Origin of the sequence: uncultured Parasphingorhabdus sp. (assembly GCF_963975735.1) — a bacterium.
GTDB lineage: Bacteria > Pseudomonadota > Alphaproteobacteria > Sphingomonadales > Sphingomonadaceae > Parasphingorhabdus.
Window position 1 is genome coordinate 376,629 of the sequence record NZ_CAXBIA010000001.1, and the last position, 22,301, is coordinate 398,929.

Here is a 22,301-nt window from a genome sequence, read left to right on the forward strand (position 1 = left end):
CAATGAAATCCGTGGTCCGGCAATTAGCAATTGAATGGCAGCCCCGAACACGGCAAAAGCCGTCGGTGTCCAAACTTCAAGATATGATAGCCCGCCATCCTTACGGAATTTCGCTGCTTGCCGGCGGGATCAGCGCGACCGGCTTTGCGCCACTGAACCTCTGGCCGCTGACGCTGCTGATGCTGGCTCTGTGGATGGCAATATTGATGCAGGCCCAAAGCCGCAAAGCCGCTTTTCTGGCTGGCTGGCTGTTCGGCCTTGGCCATTTCATCATCGGCCTCAACTGGATTGCCAAGGCGTTTACCTTCCAGGCTGCGATGCCCGAATGGCTGGGATATGTCGCTGTGGTGCTGCTGTCGCTCTATCTGGCGATTTTCCCGGCATTGGCAGGACTGGGTGCGTGGTTGATCGGGAAAGCCAGGCCGCTGGCATTCATTTTCGCTCTTGCCGCATTCTGGATCATTGCCGAATGGCTGAGAAGCTGGGTGTTCAGCGGATTTATCTGGAATCCGTTGGGAGTGATTGCGCTGCCGCTTGGCCAGATGACCAGCCTCAGCATGTTTATCGGATCCTACGGCTTGTCGGCGCTGCTGTTTGTTGGAGCCGGTGGCCTGTGGTTGCTCTGCCAGAAGCGCTGGAAACCTGCCGTTCCGTTGATCGTTATTTTTGCGGGCCTTGCGTTGATACCGCATCAGCAGGCGCCGCAGATGTCACCGGAACAGCCGCTGATCACTGTGGTTCAGCCGAATATTGGCCAGCAGGACAAATGGAAAGCCGGCTATGAAGAGCAGAATCTGGCGAAGCTCGCCGAACTGACACTCCGGAAAGACGATAAGCCGCGCATCATCTTCTGGCCGGAAGCGGCGATACCCGATTATCTCGAGACCGGCTATCCGGCCCGCTATTATTATGGGCGCCCACCGGAATTTGTTCGTCAGCAACTTGGCGGAATGATGAAGCCGGGCGATATGCTGGTGCTGGGCGCGCTCAAGCTCGAATTTGACGAAGCGGAAGGCCACGCGATCGGCGCCCGCAACAGCGTTTTTGCGATGGATTCCGAGCATGAGTTGATCGGGCGATACGACAAGGCCCATCTCGTGCCTTATGGCGAATATCTGCCGATGCGGCCGCTTTTATCCGCTATCGGCCTGTCCCGTCTGGCACCCGGAGACTTTGATTTCTGGCCGGGTCCCGGAGCCCGATCTTTCGATCTCGGCAAGTTCGGCAAGGCTGGTCTTCAAGTCTGTTACGAGATCATCTTCTCGGGACAGGTTGTCGATCCCGATGATCGCCCGGATTTCATTTTCAATCCGTCCAATGATGCCTGGTTCGGCAGCTGGGGACCGCCGCAGCATCTGGCTCAGGCGCGCTTGCGGGCGATTGAAGAGGGACTGCCGGTGATCCGTTCCACGCCGACCGGCATTTCGGCGGTGATTGACGCGAACGGAATGGTCAGAGCCAGCATCCCGATGGGTCAGGCCGGCCGGATTGACAGCCGCCTGCCGCAGGCGAAGGCACCCACATTATTTGCACGGTACGGCAATCTGCTGTCGCTCGGTCTGGCGCTGCTTTTGCTGCTATCTGCCATTGCTATCCGCGTGCGCGGTCGTTAAAGCACATATAAACATTTCCTTATGTCCCTAAAGCTGATGTTGTTTCGGCTCAAAATCAGGATTTTGCCATGCGTTCAGAATTTATCTTCACCTCCGAATCGGTCTCTGAAGGCCATCCCGACAAAGTATCGGACCAGATTTCTGATGCCATCGTCGATCTGTTTCTTTCGAAGGATCCCGAAGCACGGGTCGCTTGCGAAACGATGACCACCACCGACCGGGTGATTCTTGCCGGAGAAGTGCGCGGTTCGGGCATGATCGATACGGACGGAAATTGGGCACCGGGTGCTCAGGAGGAAATCCAGACCGCTGTCCGCGAGACCGTTAAGAAAATCGGCTATGAGCAGGACGGGTTCCACTGGCAGAATCTGACATTTGAAAATTATCTGCACCCGCAATCGGCGCATATCGCACAGGGCGTGGACGAAAGCGGTAACAAGGACGAAGGCGCCGGCGACCAGGGCATCATGTTCGGCTATGCCAGCGACGAAACCCCCGATCTGATGCCGGCTACGTTGCAATATTCGCATGAAATATTGAAGCAGATGGCCGCCGATCGCCACAGCGGCAGGGCGCCGTTTCTGGAGCCGGACAGCAAGAGTCAGGTGACCCTGCGCTACGTCAATGAAGTGCCGGTAGAGGCTGTTGCTCTGGTGGTCTCGACGCAGCACGCACCGGGCTATTACAAGGACAGCGACAATCCTGCGCTTTACGAGGAATTGCGCGACTATGTGATGGGCGTGTTTCATAAGGTGCTGCCGGAAGGCTTCATCACCGACAAGACGGTGATTCACGTCAACCCGACCGGCCGGTTTGAAATTGGCGGCCCGGACGGCGACGCCGGTCTCACCGGGCGCAAGATCATCGTCGACACTTATGGTGGTGCCAGCCCTCATGGCGGCGGCGCTTTCTCCGGCAAGGATCCGACCAAGGTCGATCGCTCGGCAGCCTATATCACCCGTTATCTGGCGAAGAATATCGTGGCGGCCGGTCTCGCGAAGCGCTGCGCGATCCAGTTGTCTTATGCGATTGGCGTTGCAGAGCCATTGTCGATCAACGTCGACCTGCATGGCACCGGCAAGGTGAGCGAAGAGAAACTGGAAGAAATCCTGCCACAGCTGGTGCGGCTCACACCAAAGGGCATTCGTACCCATCTCGGCCTGAACAAGCCCATATATAGCCCGACCGCCGCTTATGGCCATTTCGGTCGCAAGGCAGACGGCGATTTCTTCACCTGGGAAAAAACTGATCTCGTAGATGCGCTGAAGGCCGCTATCTGAAAACGATCTTGCCAGTAGAAGTTTTCGAACGATGACCGTTTCAAATGAAGGTGACCCGACCACCATTCGCCAGCTATACGGGCGGCGGCAGGGCCATGCATTGCGTGATCAGCAGGTCGAACTGGTGGAAAAGCTGCTGCCGCAAATCGCGGTGCCGGTGGAGGGTCCTGTATCGGCCAAGTCGCTGTTTGGCGGCGACCGCCCGCTGCATTTCGAAATCGGCTTTGGCGCCGGTGAGCATCTTGCCGCGCGCGCCGACATGCTGCCCGATCACGGTTTTATCGGTTGCGAGCCCTATCTCAACGGCGTGGTTGGCGCGTTGCAGCATATCCGCGACGGCCATCTGGGCAATGTCCGCCTGCATATGGGCAATGCGCTCGATGTGCTCGAACGGATCCCCGACGGTTCGCTGAGCTTCGTCTACCTACTGCATCCCGATCCCTGGCCAAAGGCGCGCCATGCCAAGCGGCGCTTCATGAACCACGGGCCGGTGGACCTGATTGCCGCCAAGCTGAAACCGGGCGGGGAATTCCGTTTCGGCACCGATCATCCGGTCTATCTGGAATGGGCCTGCATGATCATGAACCAGCGTGACGAATTTGACTGGCTGTGTGAAAGCCCGAAAGACTGGATGGTCCGTCCCGGCGGCTGGCCGGAGACGCGCTACGAAGCCAAGGCACGCCGTCAGGGGCATGATGTCTGGTATTTCCGCTACCGGCGCAAATAAACCAGAATATTGTAATCACCAATTTGTGGAAAACCCGCAATTCCGCCGGTTTTCATCGTGATAACGAATTGTAAACCAAGCATTTTAAGTATGTTGCCACGCGTATCCTTAACCTTCCTTATCTAGAAAACGCTTAACCAAAAGCGGTCGCGTTGATGTTGATTTCCAGGAAGGTAGACGAAAAGATATGGGCAGGAAGCCACCCATCGCCGCAGCGGCGACCGAACCCGATCATGCACAGAAGAGCGCGACGCCTGACGATCTCCATATTAAATCCCGTAACCGGTATTTTGCCAGAGAATCGATCGAACGTCGCCGCTGGATCGGTGGTGATCCTTTTGCATCGGCCTTTTTCAACGCCTTGTCGGTGACCTTCCCGAAAGGCGAAACTTTTTTCATCGATTCGCTCAGGAAATTCCGCAACCAGGTGCCGCCAAAATTGCAGGGAGAAATCCGCGCCTTCATCCAGCAGGAGGCGACCCATAGTCGCGAGCATCATTGTTTTAACGAGCATTTGATCGACTGTGATCTGGATATTTCACGGCTGGAGCAAACCATCGCTGATGTCGTGAATGGTATCCGGGCCAGACCGGAAATCGCGCATCTGGTAGCGACCATGTGCATCGAGCATATCACCGCAATCCTGGCGGCTGAGGTAATTGCCAATCCGAAGCATTTTGAAAATGCCGACGAGCATCAGCGCAACCTCTGGCTATGGCATGCTTCGGAAGAGGTCGAGCATAAGGGTGTGGCTTATGATACCTGGCTATATGTCACCAGAGACTGGAATCCGCTCAAGCGCTGGTTTGTTCGCAGCCTGTTCATGGCCAAAATCACCCTCGGCTTTACAATCAACCGGACAAAAGGTGTGATCGACCTGCTGCGGCAAGATGGCATATCCGGGTTCCGCGCCTGGACCGGACTGGCCCGTTATGCGCTGGTTGGCCCGGCACCGTTCCGGCGGACGCTGTGGCCCTTGGTGCAATTTTTCAAGCCGGGCTTTCATCCCTGGGATATTGATGACCGCGACCTCATCCGGCTCGCCGAGAGCGAATATGAAGCCGCGATCATGGTTGCGGAGACCGATTCGGCTGAGCTCTCTACATTGGACGACCGGCGCAAACCGGAGCCTTTGAAGAAAGTTGCCTGAGCATCACATCACGCCGCGAGGTCTCGCATCACATCGTCCGCAGAATCATCTTCTGACAGCGAAAGTGTGAATTGCACGGCATCGGCTTCCTGGCCCCGTCCTTTTGAAAAACGCGGAGTGGTCCGGCCGGTCGGCCTGAAACCCAGTTTCCTCAGCACCTTTCCCGAAGCGGGGTTATCGGCAAAATGCTCGGCCTGCATTTCCGGATGGCCAAGCGTCCTGGCAATGTCGAGAACGGCGCAGCCAGCCTCGGTCGCATAGCCGCGGCCCCAGTGGTCCCGGGCGATCCAGTATCCCAGTTCGATATGTCCATAGCCATCGTCTCCGAAACCGATGCAGCCGAGAAGACGCGGTTCCTGGCCATCGCGACGAAAGATCAGGAAATTGGGCTGCAGCACAGGCCGGGGAGTGGCGAGAAATTGTGCGGCATCATCGCGCGTGTAGGGCCAGGGCGCGCGTGCCAGATTGCGGACAAGTGATTCATCATTGATCGCTGCGAACAGCGTATCGATATCCTCGGGCCAGCCGGGTCTTAACAGCAATCTTGGTGTTACAGAAAACATCGGGACTCTCCATCATCATGCACGTGACGCCCCTGCCTTGATGGATTAGCCCGCTAGCGGGTCACCGTTACAAGACCGTGACGTTATGACAGGGAGAGACAAAAAAAGGGAGAGGATGACCCTCTCCCTGAAATTGGTGGTTCCGTGGAACCTGCCGGGTCATCCTGCTGGAGGATAACCCTTTATCGATTATCCGGTTATTCTGCGGCTTCCGCCATGAGGTCGACGGACACATATTTGCGACCGAGCTTGCCCTTGTGGAATTCCACTTTGCCGTCAACGAGCGCAAACAGGGTATGATCCTTGCCCATACCGACATTGCGACCCGCATGGGTCTGGGTTCCGCGCTGGCGGATGATAATATTACCGGCGACAACAGCTTCGCTGCCGAATTTTTTTACGCCCAGACGACGACCTGCTGAGTCGCGTCCGTTGCGGGATGAACCACCTGCTTTTTTATGTGCCATGGTTTAGTCCTCTTTCTTCGCAGCCGGCTTTTTGGCTGCTGGCTTCTTCGCTGGAGCCTTCTTGGCTGCAGCTGGTTTTGTTTCGGTTTTCGCAGCAGCTTTTTTCGCTGGTGCTTTTTCGGCCGGACCCTTTTCAGCTGGAGCAGCCTTGGCTTTCGCGGCTGGTTTCTCGGCAGCTGGAGCAGCTTCCTTCTTCGGAGCAGCCTTTGCCGGAGCCTTTTCAGAACCGATCGCGCTGATCTTCAGCACTGTATGCTGCTGGCGATGGCCGTTTTTGCGGCGATAATTATGCCGGCGGCGTTTTTTGAAGATGATGACCTTCTCGCCTTTTTCCTGGGCGATAATTTCAGCCGCAACGGTCAGGCCCTTGAGGTCCTTCATGTCGCCACCGTCTCCGGCCAGCAAAACGTCGTCCAGAGTTATCGAATCACCAGCTTCGCCAGCTAGTTTTTCGACTGCGATAATATCTCCTGCGGCAACCCGATATTGTTTGCCGCCGGTGCGCACAATTGCGAACATGGCTATTTTTCCGTTTCAAATTTATGGTTCCAGCGCACAAGCACGTCAACGCGAGTCTTTCGGCCCACGCTGGAAAGAGTGGCCAGCTAACCGATGAGGCTGGTGCTGTCAACCGGCTTAAGGCGATTTTGGCTATTCACGAGACCCGGCAATGCTCCACTTCATCCGAGGATATTCGCCGTTGCAGACAGGATAAGCCTATCCTAAAGACTGAGCAATGAAAAAACTCCCCGCTTTGGTGGCGATTGTCACCGTTACGCTATCCGGTTGCGCGATGCAGCAGGGCGATTTTCCGTCGCTTCAGAAGCGCCCTTATGAAGACGTAGCGGCGGTGGACGAATCGGCGGTCCCCGCCCCGACAACGGTCTCTCTGTCTGCAGAGCTGCAAAGCAAGCTCAACGCAGCCGTGACGAGAAGCGGCACCGCGCATCGACAGTTCCAGACAAAACTTCCGGCGGTAAAAAAACGTGTGGATGCTGCGCGCAATGCAGCGATGTCCAGCGAATCATGGGTCGCCGCGCATGTGGAGCTGGCCGCGCTGGAAATGTTGCGCAGTCCTTCGGTCGAAGCATTGGCGGACATTGATGCGCTTTACCGGACCCAGCTCGAACGCGAATCGGCCAACGGCCAGACCGGCGGAACCGACATCATTGCTGAGCAGCGGAACGTCGTGCAGGCCCAAGTGGACCGTCAGCAGACCGAGATGGACGCGATGACAAGCCGGCTGCGCTAGTTCAGGGCGTCGATGGCCGCCTTGTGCGCCTTGGCATTCTCGACATAATGGGCAACACCCATGCGCATGCCCGCAATGGCCGGTTCGGTCAGGTCGCGCATATATTTCGCCGGTGACCCGGCCCAGAGCTGACCCGAGGGAATACGTTTATTGGGGGTCAGTGTGGCCCCCGCGGCGAGCATCGCGTCGCCCTCGATCACGCAACCGTCCATCACCGTCGTGCTCAGACCGACAAAGGCCCGGTCTTCCAGCGTCGCGCCGTGCAGCATCACCATATGGCCGATCAGTACATCGTCGCCGATGATCGTCGGATTGCCATTGGGTGTAGCCGGTGTGGCGCTGTCGCAATGGATGGTGGTGCCGTCCTGGATATTGCTGCGCGCGCCGATCCGGATGAAATTCACGTCGGCGCGAATCACGCAATTATACCAGACGCTCGATTCAGGACCGATTTCGACATCGCCGATGATCTTGCAGCCCGGCGCGATGAAGGCGCTGGGGTGGATTCTGGGTGTCTTGCCATTGAATGGCAGGATTAAGGGATTGGTCATGCTTTCGAGTTCCAGACATCAGCTTCGATTTTGTAAACAATGGTCGGATTGAGATCTTCGCCATAATTGGGATCGTGAAAATCCAGTTCGGGATGGTGGCGCATCCCGAGTCGTTTCATCAATCCCCAGCTCGGTTCATTGCCGGCGACGGTGAGGGCTACGACAAAGGGCGCATTCCAGCGGCTGAAGGCAGCATCCATACAGGCCGTCGCCGCTTCCTTGGCATAGCCCTTGCCCCAGGCGTCTTCGCGCAGGCGCCAGCCGATCTCGTGGGCGCCGGTCAATTTGGGTTGCGGCGCATTGACCCGCTTCAGCCCGCAAAATCCAAGAATTTCGCCATCGGACTTGCGCTCGATAATCCAGAAAGTGTGGCCGAAGTCCCGGTCATAGCCTTCCAGGCGTTTCATTGCCGCATCGAATGTTTCCCGATCCTGGACGCCGCCCAGCCAGCGCATCACATTGCGGGTATTGAGATGTTCCATAAACGGTTCGATATCGCTCTTCCGCCATTTGCGCAGCAGCAGCCGCTCGGTTTCCAGAACAATATCGGTGGCTTTGTCAGCCATGGAGCAAGCGCGCGGCATCGGCCGCAAAATAGGTGAGTATGCCCGAGCAACCGGCGCGTTTGAAGGCGATCAGCTTCTCCATCATCAGCGCGTCATGGTCGCCGACTCCCGCCGCCGCGCCGACCTTGACCAGCGCATATTCGCCGGACACCTGATAGGCGAATACCGGCACGTTGAATTCCGATTTGGCGCGATAGATGATATCGAGATAGGCAAGGCCCGGCTTGACCATGATGCTGTCGGCACCCTCGGCAATATCAAAGGCGATCTCGCGAATCGCTTCGTCGCTGTTGGCCGGATCCATCTGGTAGGTTTTCTTGTCGCCCTTCAACAGTCCTCCGGAACCGACGGCGTCGCGGAACGGACCGTAAAAGGCGCTGGCATATTTGGCGGAATAAGCCATGATCTGGATATTGTGATGGTGCGCCAGTTCGAGCACGTTACGGATCGCGCCGATCCGGCCATCCATCATATCGGACGGCGCGATGATATCGGCTCCGGCATTGGCCTGGTTCAGCGCCTGTTTGGTCAGGATATCGAGCGTGCGGTCATTCTCGACATAGCCCTTGTCGTCGATCAGCCCGTCCTGGCCATGGCTGGTATAGGGATCGAGCGCGACATCGGTCAAAATGCCGATATCATTGCCGAGCGCATCCTTCACCGCCTTGGTGGCGCGACACATCAGATTATCGGGATTGAGGGATTCTTTCCCGTCATCGCTGCGCTTCTCCGCCGGCGTGTTGGGAAACAGAGCAAGACAGGGGATGCCCAGATCACGCGCTTCGCGGGCGCGCTCGACGATGCCGTCGACCGACCAGCGGGAGACGCCGGGGAGGGCCGCGATCGGTTCTTCCACGCCTTTGCCTTCGGTGATGAACAGGGGCCAGATCAGATCGGATGGCGACAGATGCGTCTCCCGGACCATGGAGCGGCTCCAGCCATGGGTGCGCGTGCGGCGCAATCGGCTGTGCGGGAAAGAAGCTTGCTGTGACATGGGCGATGCTTAGCTTAGCCGGCAGCGCCGCTCAACTCTTCTGTGAAACTGTTTGCGGACTGAACTCCACCCTAGCTTGTTAGCGGCTTGTTGAGCCGGTTGATCTCGCGTTCGGGTTCCGCCTGTGCCGAGGTGCTTTTCAAACTGCCCAATGCTGCGCCCGGCACAACATGCTTCAGTTTCTGCAGCTCGCCCTTGAAGCGACGCAGTTCCTGCCCGCCCAGTTGCGCGCGTTCTACAAATTTGACCGAACTGGGGTTGATCGTGCGTCCGCCGCGATAGAGTTCGTAATGGAGATGCGGTCCGGTCGACAGGCCGGTCGATCCGATATAGCCGATGATCTGGCCCTTGCGCACGCGCCGTCCATTGCTTACCGCGATCCGGCTCATATGGCCATAGCCGGAAGCCAGCCCGCCGCCATGTTGAATCCGGACATAATTGCCAAAGCCGCCCTTGCGTCCGGCATGGATCACGGTCCCGTCGGTAACCGCATAAATGGGTGAGCCATAGCCGCCGCCGAAATCCATTCCGCTGTGCATGCGCTTGTAGCGCAGGATCGGATGGCGCCGCATGCCATAGCTGGATGTGATCCGTCCGTTGGTCGGCCGCGCCAGTTCGCCATTGGATTGGCCGACGCCCGATGCCTCAAACCAGTTGGTCCGGCCGCCGCTCTGCCATTTCAGCATCTGGGCCTTTGGTTTTCCGTCGCGTTCGAGTCCGGCATATATCAGATCGCCCACTTCAACCTCGCCGGTTTCGGCGCGGCGATAGGACAGGATGATATCAAATTCGTCGGTGCTGCGAATATCGCGCGAGACAGACATTTTCGAACCGATGATCTGCAGATATTTCTGAACGGCGTCGGATGGCGCGCCCGCAGCACGCGCGGACCGGTAAAGGCTCGAGCCGACAACGCCCTTGATCCGCAACGGGGTATCATCGACCAGAATCGGCTTCCGGTTGAGCTTCAGCCGGCTTCCGTCGCGCAGCACTTCAAGATTCAAGTCAAAGCGCGCGCGAAAGGCCAGCTGGTCCAGTGGTCGCGCCTGATTTTTCGCCGGCCGGCGACCGAGTATGACGTCGATCTTGGTGCCCGGCTTGATATCGCCCAGCGAAACCGCACCGCTGATCAGGTCATTTGCCTGCGCGGCTTCGTCGCTGGCCACGCCGGCGCGCTGCAGCACCCGCCGCAGACTGTCGCCGCGGCCCAGCGTCGCAACCAGTTCGATCGAGGGCCGTTCGGGGCTTTCCGCAAGCGGGCGAACCGCGTCGGTTGCCGCCATTCTTATGCCGGTGTCGGAACCATAAGCCAGTGGCGCAATCATTTGCGAACGGGCCTGGTCCGCGCGATAGCCGCTCAGCGCGTCGGCGCGATGTCCGGCAATCGGACCGAAATCGGGAAGGGCGCTGATCGCAAAGCCGCTCAACGCTACGAGCGTCACAAGACCGCGAAACCATGCCGGGCTGCCGATATCCACGCCCAGGTCCGGCACCCAGTCGACTTCGGCGAGAGATTCACGCCATTCGGCGATTTTTTCCCGGAAAGAATTCAATGGGGGCAATGACGATAGAAGAGGATTGGCTGCGATGGTCGCAGACCCCTGAACTTGCATGTCGATATCGTCGATACTCTTGAACAAACGAACCCCTTGGCGATACAATATAGCCTTGCATCATATATATGAGCAACCTCTGTGCAGGAACTTGGTTAAAGTCAAATTAACCCGCGGTGCAGGCGGTTTTCATGCGGCGAAACGTGTAAAATCACGGCTATCCGGTCCGCAGCTGATGCTTTTTGTTGCAAGCCCCTTGCAACTCTGCGCCTGATCGGCTGTTGTACGGGCAATGTCCCGGTTCTCCCAGTCGTCCCTTGTCGCCGTTCTCGGCCCGACCAATACCGGCAAAACCCATCTTGCCATAGAGCGCATGTGTGCCCATTCGAGCGGGATGATCGGGTTCCCGCTCCGGCTACTGGCAAGGGAAGTCTATGACCGAGTGGTCGCGCTAAAGGGCGCGAACCGGGTGGCGCTGGTTACCGGTGAAGAAAAGATCATCCCGAAAGATGCGCAATGGTATCTGTGCACGGCCGAAGCCATGCCGATGGATCGCGAATTTGCTTTTGTCGCGATCGACGAAGGGCAGATCGGTATCGATCCCGGGCGCGGCCATATATTCACCGACCGGATGCTCCACGCCCGTGGCCGCGAGGAAACCATGATCCTCGGATCGGAAAGCCTGCGACCGCTGATCGAAGCCTTGCTTCCCGACGCCGAGATTGTCACCCGCCCGCGCTTTTCCACTTTGAGCTATGCGGGGTCGCGCAAACTTTCCCGGCTGCCGCGCCGTTCGGCGATCGTCGCTTTCTCGCTTGAGGATGTTTACGCGATTGCCGAAATGCTCCGGCGTCAGCATGGCGGCGCTGCGATCGTCATGGGTTCGCTGTCGCCGCAAACCCGCAATGCGCAGGTCAAAATGTATCAGGATGGCGAGGTCGATTATCTGGTCGCCACTGATGCGATCGGCATGGGGCTCAATCTCGATGTAACCCACGTCGCCTTTGCCGCGCTACGGAAATTTGACGGTCGCCGCAGGCGGCGGCTGACGCTGGCGGAAATCGGGCAGATTGCCGGGCGCGCCGGACGCCATCAAAAGGACGGAAGCTTTGGCGTATTATCTGGGCTGGCCTCGTCCGACGAATTGCAGGCCGAAGATATCGAGCGTCTCGAATCGCATCGGTTCCCCAGGCTGGAATGGCTGTACTGGCGCAATGCCGAACCCACTTTTGGCTCGGTTGACGGACTGATCCGTTCGCTCGAGCAAAAGCCGCAACGCGAGCGACTGCACCCCGCGCCGGAAGCCGTCGATCTCGCTGTTTTGAAAAAGCTGGCGCAAGATCCGGCGATATCACGATATGCCGACTCGCCGGCCATGGTGCGCTTGCTCTGGGAGGCCGCCTGCATCCCCGATTTCCGCAAGGTCGGCGCGGATCATCAGGCGCGTTTTGTCGCTTCGCTCTGGCCGCATCTCGCGAGTGGATCGGGCAGAATACCCCATGCCCGGATGGCACAGGAAATCGCCAGGCTGGAAAATTTCCAGGGTGATATAGCGACACTGGGCGCACGCATCGCGGCGGCCCGCAGCTGGAGCTATATCGCGCAAAAATCCCGCTGGGTCGAGCAGCCGGAGGCGATGGTCGAGCGCACCCGCGCGCTGGAATCGCGCTTAAGCGACGCGATGCACAGCCAGTTGACCCAGCGTTTTGTTGACAAAAGAACGCGGATATTGATGCGCGGCCTGCTGAAAGATTCGCTGTCGCAGGATGTTGCGATCGATGATGATGGCATGGTGCTGGTCGAGGGACAGGAAATAGGAACACTCAAGGGCTTCCAATTTGTCGTACCTTCCGATAGCCGGAGTGAGGACCGCAAAATGCTGCTTGCGGCGGCAGAAAGATATTTGGGACGGATTATGACGGAAAATGCAGACGCTCTTGCCAAGGCACCTGACAGTGTGTTGACGCTGGTCCCCGACGCGGCGGGACAGCCCGCTATTCTCTGGGGCGATAGTCGCCTTGCGGTCTTTGCCAAGGGCAAGAATCTCTTGCAGCCGGAGATTAAATTCGACCGCTCGATCAAGGATATGGCGCCCGAAGCCAGCCAGAAGGTGATCGACCGTGTCAAACTCTGGGTCGATGCGATGAAGGACAAGCATCTGCAGGGGCTGGTGAAAATAGACGCGCTGGCCAACGAACCGGAAACCCCTGCGGCTGTCCGCGCCCTGTTCGCGCAGATTGTCGATGCTGGCGGGATATTGTCCCGGCGAGAAATCGACCAGGCGATTCGCGCGCTCGACAATGATATGCGCGGCCATGCCCGCCGGGCCGGTCTGGTGTTCGGCGCGCTGGATATTTTCCATCATGCGCTGATGAAACCCGGGGCCGTGCTCTGGCGGACGGCGTTGTTCGCTGCCTATGACGCCGAGCCGATGATCGAACAGGCGCCGGACAATGCGGTCCATCTCAAGCAGGGTACCTTTGCTTCTGCCGGGCACGCCGCGCGACTCGGCTTCCGCAAGATTGGCGAAGAATATGTCCGTGTCGACATGGTCGAACGGCTGATAAAACAAGCCCATGAGGCCCGGCAACAGGGCGATATCTTCGCTGTCGATCCGGCTTTGGCGACATCTCTGGGTCTGTCGAAAAACTGCCACGAGGCGTTGCTCGCTCTGGCAGGGTTCGTCAAAACCGCCGACAAGCCGGAGCCGGTTGCGCCACCCGTCACCGAAGCCGGTCCGGCACCGCAGGCCGACGAACCGGCCTCAGTGTCTGAAACAGCTGTCCTATCCGAAATGCCTATCACATTGGATAGCGCTGCAGAGGATAAAGCCACTGGCGCCGCCGGTGAAACCATTGGCGCCCCATCCGACAATATTCCCGTTCCGGAAACACCGGTGGTGGTCCCGCAATATTGGCGCTGGAAGGGCATGGCGCGGAAAAAGAACCAAAACCAGTTCAAGCCCCGCGACAAATCGAACAAACAGATCAGGGGTGCGCCGGCCAAGCGCAAGGCAGAACCCGTTCTGGCCACTGCCGGCGGCGCCTTTGCCGAGCTGGCCGCACTCCGGGACAGCATGAAAAAATAGGATGCGGGCTTGAGCGGCAGAGAAGCGGATCGCATTCCCGTAGCGCCTCCGGCGCTGCGGATCGACAAGTTGCTCTGGTTCCTGCATTTTGCCCATAACCGGATCATGGCGCGTAAACTTGCGGAACAAGGCCATGTCCGGTTGAACGGACGGCGGATCGAACGGGGGCATGTCAAGGTGCGGCAAAATGATATACTGACTGTACCGCAGGGCCGCGAAGTGTACGTGGTGCGCATATTATCGCTACCGGAACGGCGGGCTAATCTCGCGCTGGCGCAATCCTGCTATGAAAAATTGCAGACTGGCAATTGAATTAGCCGTCAAACCAACTGTTGACGTGCCAGAAATTGCACAATAGCAGGGTTGAATTATTGCCCTGAAATGGCGGACTGGTATTGGGGAGTTCACGACCAGATGACTTATGTTGTTACCGAAGCCTGCATCAAATGCAAATATATGGACTGCGTCGAAGTCTGTCCGGTGGATTGCTTTTACGAAGGCGATAATATGCTGGTCATCAACCCCAGCGAATGCATTGATTGTGGCGTTTGCGAACCCGAATGCCCGGCTGAAGCCATTCTTCCTGACACCGAGGACGGCCTTGAAAAATGGCTTGAGGTTAACACCAAATATTCCGAGGAATGGCCGAATATCACGGTCAGCCGCGAACCGCCCGCCGATGCCGACGAGTTCAAGGGCATGGAAGGCAAGTTCGAAGCTTTCTTCTCCGAGAAACCCGGCGAGGGCGATTAACTTCGGATTAGATCCCGCGGATTGCGCGGATATCCCGGTGCCAGCTGATATTTTCACGCCGAAGCGATGAAATCTCGATGATGAGCTGGCCTCATAACGTCGATTTCGGTCGTGATCCGTTGTGCAATGCAACGAAAAATTGCTTTTTTGATACGAATCTGCTACACAATAGCGATAATCGGCTGAACATCTGATGTGCGGATGGTGTTCAGTGGTTAATTATACGTACGAAAGGGTTGTTTCGTAATTACGAATTTGGAACGTGACCAGCGTTCTTTTCCATTGATTCAAGAAAGGCTTTTTATGGCTGCGAATGTGCTGTCCTTTGATGTGGGCGATTATGTTGTTTATCCGAAACATGGCGTTGGCCGGGTTGTCGAACTGCAAAATGAAGAAATTGCAGGCATGCAACTCGAACTATATGTTTTGCGCTTCGAAAAGGAACGGATGACCCTGCGGGTTCCGACCAACAAGGCAGAAGGCGTCGGAATGCGCAAATTGTCTTCCGACAAAACGCTCCGCGAAGCCCTGGAAACACTGAAAGCCAAGCCCAAGGTCAAGCGGTCGATGTGGTCGCGCCGGGCCCAGGAATATGAAGCGAAGATCAACTCGGGCGATCTGGTATCGATTGCCGAAGTGACCCGCGATCTGTTCCGTGCCGATGACCAGCCTGAACAAAGCTATTCCGAACGGCAGATTTTTGAAGCGGCATCGAGCCGTCTCGCCCGCGAACTGGCGGCGATGGAAGAAACCGATGAACCGACGGCCCTGACCAAGATTCTCGAGATTCTCAATATTGCTGCACCGCAATATTATGAAGTGAAAGAAGATTAATCGATAACGTTCCGGCGTTCGTCGAAATTCTCAAAGGGCTGCCACAGCAATGTGGCAGCCCTTTTTTTCATGTCCGGAAGAGACCAATTTTTCAGTTGATCCTTGCCGAATATAAGTGTATTAGTTAATTAATACAGTAATGGAGGCATGGATGAAAAGCATAATATTTCTGGTACCGCTATTGGCGCTCGCCGCTTGTGAGGGCTCGATCGCCGATGCTGTCGGCGAAGCGGCAACCGGCACCACGAGCAGTTTTTCTGATGGTAGTGCCATCGGGAGCAGCGCCAGCGACCCCGGCGCATTCGCGGGGGTTACGCTTGCCGGTCCCGACAATATTATATTTACCACCGGAGAAGAATATTCGATCCGGGCTGAAGGTGATTCCGAGGCGATCGAACAGTTGCGCTATAAAATATCCGGTGACGAGATCAAAATTGGCCGGGAAGGCAATGGCAAATCCTGGGGTGATAACGGCAAGGCCACCATCTATATCAGCGCGCCATCGTTGAGGAGTGCCAAGCTCGCCGGTTCGGGCAATATGGAAATCGATGCGATGACCACCGACTCGACCCAATTGAGTATCGCCGGGTCCGGAAATATCCGGGTAGCCAATATCGAAACGCCGTCGCTAAGCTCCAAAATTGCCGGTTCGGGTAATCTGACCCTCGCCGGTACAACCGAATCGCTCGACATATCGATTGCCGGTTCGGGCGATATCAGTGGCAAGGATCTGAAGGCCGCCAGCGCCAGCATATCGGTGGCGGGCAGCGGTGATGTCGAACTGTCGTCCGACGGTTCGGTTGACGCAAAGGTCATGGGTTCCGGTGACGTCCGCATTCACGGCAAAGCCAAGTGCAAGTCGCGGGCAATGGGGTCTGGCGATATTACCTGCGGCTAAGCCCTTAACCAACATGCTGAAATCACTTGGCGATCCGCCGCGCATGTGGCAGATTCGCCGGTGATGGCAAATCTCTGGGAAAAATACGCGGTTCCGAAACTGATCCGCACAGCATGTTCGCAACCTGCGGTGATGAAAGATCGCAGCCAGATCGTGCCGAAGGCCGATGGCGATGTGCTCGAACTCGGCTGTGGCGGCGGGATCAATCTGCAATTTTACGACCGCTCGAAGGTCACGAAACTGACCGGTCTCGATCCGTCGGCGGAATTGCTCGACTATACGCGAAAAGAAGCGCGCCAGCGCGGTTTCGAGATGGAAATACATGATGGCATCGGTGAAGCCATGCCTTTTGCTGATGCGAGTTTCGATACAGTGCTGACCACCTTCACGCTTTGCTCGGTGCAGGATGGCAAGCAGGTGCTTTCGGAAATGCGCCGGGTGCTGAAGCCCGGCGGGAAAATCCTGTTTCTCGAACATGGACGGGCACCCGACAAGGGACCGGAAAAATGGCAACGGCGGATCGAGCCGGTCTGGAAACATATTGCGGGCGGTTGCCATCTGCATCGACCTGTAGCAAAACTGATTGAAGCCAACGGCTATGCGCTGCTGGAGAATGGCGGTCATTATGCCCCCAAGACACCGCGCTGGCTCGGCTGGATGGAATTTGGCGAGGCCCGACCGTTATGAGAAAGATTTCAATCCTCTTATTGTCCGCAACATTGCTGCTTTCATCGGCAGCCCAGGCTGCGGAACGTAAATTTTCCATCTTCGGATTCGAAGACATCCGCATCGGCAATGGCGTCGATGTGGTGCTGACGTCGGGCAAAGGTGCCTCTGCCCGGGCGGAAGGGGAAACCAGAGAGGTTCTGGACCGGGTATCATTGCAGAGAAACGGCAAGCAGTTGACCGTGTCCGTACAGGCCAAATCGCTCAGCGGTGACAATTATGAAGCGGACGGGCCGGTCACTGTCTATCTCAGCAGTTATGCGATCAGCGATGTCTCGCACCTCGGGTCGGGGCGAGTGACGCTCGACAAATTGTCCGGTCGCACCCCTCGCATGCGTCTCGGCGGCTTTGGCACATTGCAGGTTGATGCGGTCGATGCCGATCAACTGGATGTTGCGATGACCGGCGGCGGTCAGGTAACGATCGCCGGCAAAGTGCGTGCGGCCCGGGTCGAGCTGCAAGGGGCCAGCATATTTGCAAGCCCGGATCTCACCGCCGAAAAGCTGACGCTGGTTCAGCGCGGACCATCCAGCAGCCATATGAAGGTCACGCGTGACGCCATCATCACCAATAATGGTACCGGCCGGATCGTGATCGACGGCAAACCCAATTGCACCATACGAACCGATGGCGCCGCCGAGATTGTCTGCGATCCCGACCGCTAGTTTAGTGGATGGTGCCAATCGATTGGTCGATGGAAAGTAAGATGCAGAGCCGTTCCACCTGTCTCCATTTGCAATAATGCAGATGATTTCCCAGTAAACGGCTTTTGTCCGCGCGATTGGCCGCCTCAAGCCCGGCTTCGTCGCCATAGTGAGAGATCAGCAATTCGGCATCGTTATAGTGAGTGGATTCTATAAATACGGGCAATTGCATCCCAAGCTCCTTAGTCGGGAAGCGACCCTGCCTCCGATTTGAACATCAAGTCCTACAATCGACCAGTGGAAATATCTTCAAAACCTAGGGTTAACAACAAACTGACTATAAGTTGGAGGAGAATCTCTGGTCATGGGACGGATCGTCGGTTAGGGCTTTTTCCATGAACCCTGAAACCTCGAAACATGCTTCCAAATCTTCCAATGATCGGTCGGCCAACAGGAACGGCGGTGGCGTCTTTATCGCAATTGGCGCCATGGTCGGCGTGTTTGTTGGCGGCTATATGGGGCAGCCTTCAGCCGGTTTGTTGGCCGGACTGGCGCTAGGCGCACTGGCGGCACTGGCAATCTGGTGGAGAGGTCGCGGCGCATAACAGACCGCGCTTGTCAGGACCTTTGACGCCATCTATTATCGCGTCATGTTGAAACATATAAGAAATGTCGCGATTCTGCTCATCATCCTTGGCGTGGGAGCAGGTTATTATTTCATGCGTGGCGATACCGCGCGCTTGCCACTGGATGCGACGACAGGGGTGGAGCCGACACTGACGGACGTCCGCTCGGAAAATTTTCCAACGATCAATATCGCGAAAGCCGAGCCATGGGGCGAAGGAGAAGGACCGATCGCAGCCGAGGGGTTCGTGGTTGAGCGCTTCGCCGAAGGTCTGGATCATCCGCGGAGCATGTTCCGCTTGCCCAATGGCGATCTCCTGGTTGCCGAAACCAATAGCCCGCCGCGGACGAACAAGGGTATCGAAGGCTGGGTCATGCGCAATCTGATGAGCAAGGCCGGCGCTGGAACCGAGTCGGCGAACCGGATCGTTCTGCTGCGCGACACTGACAAGGATGGTCAGGTTGACGAGAAATTCACCTTTCTCGAAAATCTCAACTCGCCGTTCGGAATCGAGCTGATCGATGACACGCTGTACATCGCCAATACCGATGCGGTTTACGCCTATCCCTATGCAGAAGGTGATACGGAAATTACGGCTGAGGGCCGCAAGGTTGCCAATCTGAATGCCAAGGAGCCCAATAACCACTGGACCCGTGGTCTGCTCGCGAGCCAGGACGGCAAATATCTCTACATCTCGGTCGGCTCGAACAGTAATATCGGCGAAAATGGCATGGAGACCGAAAAAGAGCGTGCCTCGATATTGCAGGTCGAACTCGCAACCAACAAGAAGTCGATTTACGCTGCCGGTATGCGCAATCCGGTCGGCATGGCCTATCTTCCGGGTACCGACAAATTCTACACCGTGGTCAACGAGCGCGATATGCTCGGCAGCGACATGGTCCCCGACTATCTCACCGAAGTCCGTTGGGGCGCGCATTATGGCTGGCCGTGGCATTTCTGGGGCGGTTATGTCGATCCGCGAGTGGAGAAAAATCTCGACCATCGTCAATATGAACGCCGCCCGGACTACGGACTAGGCGCGCATGTCGCGCCGCTGGGTCTCGCGTTTTCGCATGGTCAGGCGCTCGGCAAACCTTTTGCCACCGGTGCGGTGATCGCGCGCCACGGCTCGTGGAACCGCCAGCCACTGTCCGGCTATGACGTCGTCTATGTGAACTTCAACCAGCGCGGAGAGCCCGAGGGCAAGCCGGTCACGATCCTGAGCGGTTTTACCGATGAAGAGCAACTGGCACGCGGCCGTCCGGCAATGGTCGCCTTTGACCAGACCGGCGCGCTTCTGGTCAGCGACGATGTTGGCGGGATCATCTGGCGTGTTTCACGCAAGGGTGCTGCCAAAGCTGCAGTGGCGGCAGACGAATAGGCTAAGCCAGGAACTTGTTCGCGCGGCCGGCCAGTTCGACAATATATTGCCACGCTACCCGGCCCGAACGACTGCCGCGCTGTTTCGCCCATAGAAGCGCGTCCTCGCGATCATAGTCCAAGCCTCGGGCATGGGCATAGCGGGCGATGATCGCCAGATAGTCATCCTGCGACGCAGCATGAAAGCCGAGCCGCAAGCCGAAGCGGTCGGACAGCGCCAGCTGGTCATCGACCGCGTCGCGCGGGTTGACCGGATCATCCTGCTCGCTCATCTGGCGCGAAACGATGTGGCGGCGATTGGACGTGACGTAGAGGCGCACATTGGCGGGCCGCTGGCTCGCCCCGCCTTCCAGCATTGAGCGCAATATACGCGGTTCGCTGCTACCCTCGGAAAACCCGATATCGTCGATGAATATTATGAATCGGCGCTTGGTCGAAGCGAGTAGCCCGAATAGCGCCGGCAGCGTCTCCAGATGATCCGATGGCACCTCGATCAGAGCAATATCTTCGCCTTGCACCTGCAACGCCCGCACCACCGATTTGGCGAGTGCCGATTTGCCCATGCCGCGCGACCCCCAGAGCAGGACATCATGCGCAGCATGGCCTTTCGCATGGCGGCTGCTATTGTCCAGTACCCGCGACTTTTGCGAGTCAATACCGGTCAGCAGATCAATGTCGACCGGATCGAACGGCGCGATAATCTTTGGACTTTTCCCGTCCCAAAGGAAGGCGTCACCCGATGACAGATCGACCGCACTGGCGGCCGGCGGCGCGATCCGCTCGAGCGCTTCGGCTATCCGTTCCAATATGTGCCTGTCGCCACTGTCCGGCATGATCAGCCCGCCAGCTCGGCGCTGCTCAGGCTGTACAATATGTCCGCTCCGCCCATTGCCGCGGCCTTGAGGCCGAGCGCTTCGGGAACGATATGGTCGAGATAATAGCGGGTGGTGACCAGCTTGGACTTGAGGAATATATCATCGCCTCCGGCCAGTTCAGCGGATGCAATCCGGTGCTGTTTCTTCATCAACATACCGCATGTCGCGGTTGCCAGCATGGTCATGAATGCATAGCTGCCGGCCAGCCGGTCGTCGATCGACGCATCGCCGCTGGCCATCCACTGCCTGATATGTTCGCACGTGTCGGCAAGGGCCAACAGGCCCTCTTCTTCCTTCGCCTCGGCGCGGATTTCGGAGATAAGCGCTGTCATGGCCTCGCCGCCATCCAGACCCAGTTTCCGGCCCACCAGGTCGGCGGCCTGAATGCCGTTGGTACCTTCGTAGATAGGTGCGATACGGGCATCCCGGAAATGCTGGCCTGCGCCGGTTTCCTCGATGAAGCCCATACCGCCATGAACCTGCACGCCGAGCGAGGCGACTTCATTGCCGATATCGGTGCCATAGCCTTTGATCAGCGGTGTCAGGATTTCGGCGCGGGACTTGGCGCCCTCGATGCCCAAAGTCGCGCGGTCGACGCTCGACGTTGCATAATATAGCAAAGCGCGGGCGGCCTGTGTCAGAGCCTTGGACCGCAGCAGCATGCGGCGCACGTCCGGATGTTCGATAATCGCTACCGGTGTCTTGTCGCCGCTGCCGGCGCGGGCAGACTGGACCCGTTCTGTGGCAAATTGGCTGGCTTGCTGGGTCGCGCGTTCGGCGATTTGCACGCCTTGCGAGCCGACGTTGATACGGGCGTTGTTCATCATCGTGAACATCGCTTTCATGCCGCCATATTCGCCGCCGATCATCTCGCCGATACAGTCATTCTGTTCGCCATAAGCCATGACGCAGGTCGGTGAAGCGTGAATGCCGATCTTATGTTCGATCGATACGCAGGTCACATCATTAGGCGCGCCCGGATTGCCGTCGGCATCAAGGTGATATTTGGGCACAATGAACAGCGAAATTCCGCGGGTGCCTTCCGGAGCGTCCGGTGTCCGGGCGAGCACCAGATGGATGATATTGTCGGTCAGATCATGTTCGCCGAAGGTGATGAAGATTTTCTGTCCCTTGATCCGGTATTTCCCGGCATGTTCACCTTCGGTGATCGGTTCGGCGGTAGAACGCAGCGCGCCGACATCGGATCCCGCTTGCGGTTCGGTGAGGTTCATCGTGCCGGTCCATGCACCTGAAATCAGATTGGGCAGATATTGCGCTTTTTGCTCGTCGGTGCCGTGGACGTGGAGCGCTTCGATCGCGCCAAAGCTGAGCATCGGGCACAAGGTGAAGGCATAATTGGCAGCACCGCAGGTCTCGAGAATCAGCGCCGACAGTGAATAAGGCAGACCCTGACCGCCAAATTCTTCCGGTCCGTCAATCGATGCCCAGCCGCCTTCGACAAATTGCGCATAGGCCTGTTTGAACCCTTCGGGCATCGTGACCTTGCCGTCATTCCATTTTGCCCCGACGGTGTCGCCGATCCGGTTGATGGGTGCGAACTTGCCTGCGGCAAACTGGCCGATGCCTTCGACAATGGCCTCGACCATATCGTCGCTCGCTCCGGAAAAGCGATCATGCTCAGCCAGTTCGCCGATATCGGCGATATGTTTGAGGACAAAATTCTGTTCGCGACCGGGGGCTGTAAAACTCATGAAATTGCTATCCGTTGTTGCCTGATTTTCCGCAGCGCTATAGCGCAGGG

At 57.5% G+C, this 22,301-nt stretch carries 24 protein-coding genes; 14 read left to right on the plus strand and 10 right to left on the minus strand.

All coding sequences use genetic code 11. The annotated features are described in order from the left end of the window. Nucleotides 1-83: 83 nt before the first annotated feature. The 4 genes from lnt (at nt 84) to AACZ86_RS01815 (ending at nt 4,770) form a co-directional block, all read left to right on the plus strand. On the plus strand, nt 84-1,613 hold the full coding sequence (gene lnt / locus AACZ86_RS01800; protein WP_339689367.1) for an apolipoprotein N-acyltransferase: 1,530 nt from the start codon (nt 84-86) through the stop codon (nt 1,611-1,613). Nucleotides 1,614-1,681: 68 nt separating this feature from the next. Then, nucleotides 1,682-2,893, plus strand: a complete 1,212-nt coding sequence (gene metK, locus AACZ86_RS01805) for a methionine adenosyltransferase (RefSeq protein WP_339688936.1) — start codon at nt 1,682-1,684, stop codon at nt 2,891-2,893. A gap of 31 nt (nt 2,894-2,924) precedes the next feature. Further along, nucleotides 2,925-3,620: a tRNA (guanine(46)-N(7))-methyltransferase TrmB gene (locus AACZ86_RS01810; protein ID WP_339688937.1), complete on the plus strand. Its 696-nt coding sequence runs from the start codon at nt 2,925-2,927 to the stop codon at nt 3,618-3,620. A 187-nt stretch (nt 3,621-3,807) separates the two neighbouring features. Further along, nucleotides 3,808-4,770 carry a metal-dependent hydrolase gene (locus tag AACZ86_RS01815; protein WP_339688938.1) on the plus strand — a complete coding sequence of 321 codons (963 nt, stop codon included), beginning with the start codon at nt 3,808-3,810 and terminating at the stop codon, nt 4,768-4,770. 8 nt (nt 4,771-4,778) lie between these two features. Here AACZ86_RS01815 and AACZ86_RS01820 read toward each other — a convergent pair whose 3' ends face one another. The 3 genes from AACZ86_RS01820 to rplU all read right to left on the minus strand — a co-directional run bounded on the left by AACZ86_RS01820 (nt 4,779) and on the right by rplU (nt 6,319). After that, nucleotides 4,779-5,333 (minus strand): GNAT family N-acetyltransferase, encoded by a 555-nt coding sequence (locus tag AACZ86_RS01820; protein WP_339688939.1) that lies wholly within the window; start codon nt 5,331-5,333, stop codon nt 4,779-4,781. A gap of 197 nt (nt 5,334-5,530) precedes the next feature. Continuing rightward, nucleotides 5,531-5,800, minus strand: coding sequence for a 50S ribosomal protein L27 (gene rpmA / locus AACZ86_RS01825; RefSeq protein ID WP_067197476.1), 270 nt, complete (start codon nt 5,798-5,800; stop codon nt 5,531-5,533). A gap of 3 nt (nt 5,801-5,803) precedes the next feature. Then, nucleotides 5,804-6,319, minus strand: a complete 516-nt coding sequence (gene rplU, locus AACZ86_RS01830) for a 50S ribosomal protein L21 (RefSeq protein ID WP_339688940.1) — start codon at nt 6,317-6,319, stop codon at nt 5,804-5,806. 217 nt (nt 6,320-6,536) lie between these two features. Between rplU and AACZ86_RS01835 the strand changes: the two genes are divergently transcribed. Then, a complete protein-coding gene (locus AACZ86_RS01835) occupies nt 6,537-7,052 on the plus strand; it encodes a hypothetical protein (protein WP_339688941.1) in 516 nt (171 codons plus the stop codon). On the opposite strand, the gene AACZ86_RS01840 is transcribed toward AACZ86_RS01835, so the two are convergent. The 4 genes from AACZ86_RS01840 to AACZ86_RS01855 all read right to left on the minus strand — a co-directional run bounded on the left by AACZ86_RS01840 (nt 7,049) and on the right by AACZ86_RS01855 (nt 10,803). Continuing rightward, the gene (locus tag AACZ86_RS01840) at nt 7,049-7,603 is read right to left on the minus strand and encodes a gamma carbonic anhydrase family protein (RefSeq protein ID WP_339688942.1); all 555 of its coding nucleotides are present in this window, start codon (nt 7,601-7,603) and stop codon (nt 7,049-7,051) included. The two genes, AACZ86_RS01835 and AACZ86_RS01840, sit on opposite strands and share 4 nt — an antisense overlap. Further along, a complete protein-coding gene (locus AACZ86_RS01845; protein ID WP_339688943.1) occupies nt 7,600-8,169 on the minus strand; it encodes a GNAT family N-acetyltransferase in 570 nt (189 codons plus the stop codon). Before AACZ86_RS01845 ends, AACZ86_RS01840 begins: the two co-directional genes overlap by 4 nt. Then, nucleotides 8,162-9,163 (minus strand): porphobilinogen synthase, encoded by a 1,002-nt coding sequence (gene hemB, locus AACZ86_RS01850; RefSeq protein ID WP_339688945.1) that lies wholly within the window; start codon nt 9,161-9,163, stop codon nt 8,162-8,164. Before hemB ends, AACZ86_RS01845 begins: the two co-directional genes overlap by 8 nt. A gap of 71 nt (nt 9,164-9,234) precedes the next feature. Continuing rightward, entirely contained in the window at nt 9,235-10,803 is a 1,569-nt protein-coding gene (locus tag AACZ86_RS01855) for a M23 family metallopeptidase (protein ID WP_339688947.1), read from the minus strand. A gap of 205 nt (nt 10,804-11,008) precedes the next feature. Here AACZ86_RS01855 and AACZ86_RS01860 point away from each other — a divergent pair, with 205 nt between their 5' ends. The 7 genes from AACZ86_RS01860 to AACZ86_RS01890 all read left to right on the plus strand — a co-directional run bounded on the left by AACZ86_RS01860 (nt 11,009) and on the right by AACZ86_RS01890 (nt 17,680). Further along, nucleotides 11,009-13,804, plus strand: a complete 2,796-nt coding sequence (locus AACZ86_RS01860) for a helicase-related protein (RefSeq protein WP_339688948.1) — start codon at nt 11,009-11,011, stop codon at nt 13,802-13,804. Nucleotides 13,805-13,813: 9 nt separating this feature from the next. Beyond that, on the plus strand, nt 13,814-14,116 hold the full coding sequence (locus AACZ86_RS01865; protein WP_339688949.1) for a S4 domain-containing protein: 303 nt from the start codon (nt 13,814-13,816) through the stop codon (nt 14,114-14,116). A 102-nt stretch (nt 14,117-14,218) separates the two neighbouring features. Beyond that, entirely contained in the window at nt 14,219-14,557 is a 339-nt protein-coding gene (gene fdxA / locus AACZ86_RS01870) for a ferredoxin FdxA (RefSeq protein WP_339689368.1), read from the plus strand. 303 nt (nt 14,558-14,860) lie between these two features. Next, the gene (locus AACZ86_RS01875; protein ID WP_335652704.1) at nt 14,861-15,391 is read left to right on the plus strand and encodes a CarD family transcriptional regulator; all 531 of its coding nucleotides are present in this window, start codon (nt 14,861-14,863) and stop codon (nt 15,389-15,391) included. Between the two features lie 151 nt (nt 15,392-15,542). Then, a complete protein-coding gene (locus tag AACZ86_RS01880; RefSeq protein ID WP_339688951.1) occupies nt 15,543-16,289 on the plus strand; it encodes a head GIN domain-containing protein in 747 nt (248 codons plus the stop codon). A gap of 63 nt (nt 16,290-16,352) precedes the next feature. After that, on the plus strand, nt 16,353-16,976 hold the full coding sequence (locus tag AACZ86_RS01885; RefSeq protein ID WP_339688952.1) for a class I SAM-dependent methyltransferase: 624 nt from the start codon (nt 16,353-16,355) through the stop codon (nt 16,974-16,976). After that, a complete protein-coding gene (locus tag AACZ86_RS01890; RefSeq protein WP_339688953.1) occupies nt 16,973-17,680 on the plus strand; it encodes a DUF2807 domain-containing protein in 708 nt (235 codons plus the stop codon). Before AACZ86_RS01885 ends, AACZ86_RS01890 begins: the two co-directional genes overlap by 4 nt. A 1-nt stretch (nt 17,681) precedes the next feature. Here the strand turns inward: AACZ86_RS01890 and AACZ86_RS01895 are convergent, their stop codons facing one another. After that, the gene (locus AACZ86_RS01895; RefSeq protein WP_339688954.1) at nt 17,682-17,891 is read right to left on the minus strand and encodes a hypothetical protein; all 210 of its coding nucleotides are present in this window, start codon (nt 17,889-17,891) and stop codon (nt 17,682-17,684) included. 163 nt (nt 17,892-18,054) lie between these two features. Here AACZ86_RS01895 and AACZ86_RS01900 point away from each other — a divergent pair, with 163 nt between their 5' ends. Both AACZ86_RS01900 and AACZ86_RS01905 read left to right on the plus strand, forming a co-directional pair. Continuing rightward, on the plus strand, nt 18,055-18,264 hold the full coding sequence (locus tag AACZ86_RS01900; protein ID WP_339688955.1) for a hypothetical protein: 210 nt from the start codon (nt 18,055-18,057) through the stop codon (nt 18,262-18,264). A 45-nt stretch (nt 18,265-18,309) separates the two neighbouring features. Beyond that, the gene (locus tag AACZ86_RS01905) at nt 18,310-19,665 is read left to right on the plus strand and encodes a sorbosone dehydrogenase family protein (protein ID WP_339688957.1); all 1,356 of its coding nucleotides are present in this window, start codon (nt 18,310-18,312) and stop codon (nt 19,663-19,665) included. A 1-nt stretch (nt 19,666) separates the two neighbouring features. Here AACZ86_RS01905 and AACZ86_RS01910 read toward each other — a convergent pair whose 3' ends face one another. Then, nucleotides 19,667-20,497, minus strand: coding sequence for an ATP-binding protein (locus tag AACZ86_RS01910; protein WP_339688958.1), 831 nt, complete (start codon nt 20,495-20,497; stop codon nt 19,667-19,669). Nucleotides 20,498-20,499: 2 nt separating this feature from the next. Beyond that, the gene (locus tag AACZ86_RS01915; protein ID WP_339688960.1) at nt 20,500-22,251 is read right to left on the minus strand and encodes an acyl-CoA dehydrogenase; all 1,752 of its coding nucleotides are present in this window, start codon (nt 22,249-22,251) and stop codon (nt 20,500-20,502) included. Between the last annotated feature and the right edge of the window lie 50 nt (nt 22,252-22,301).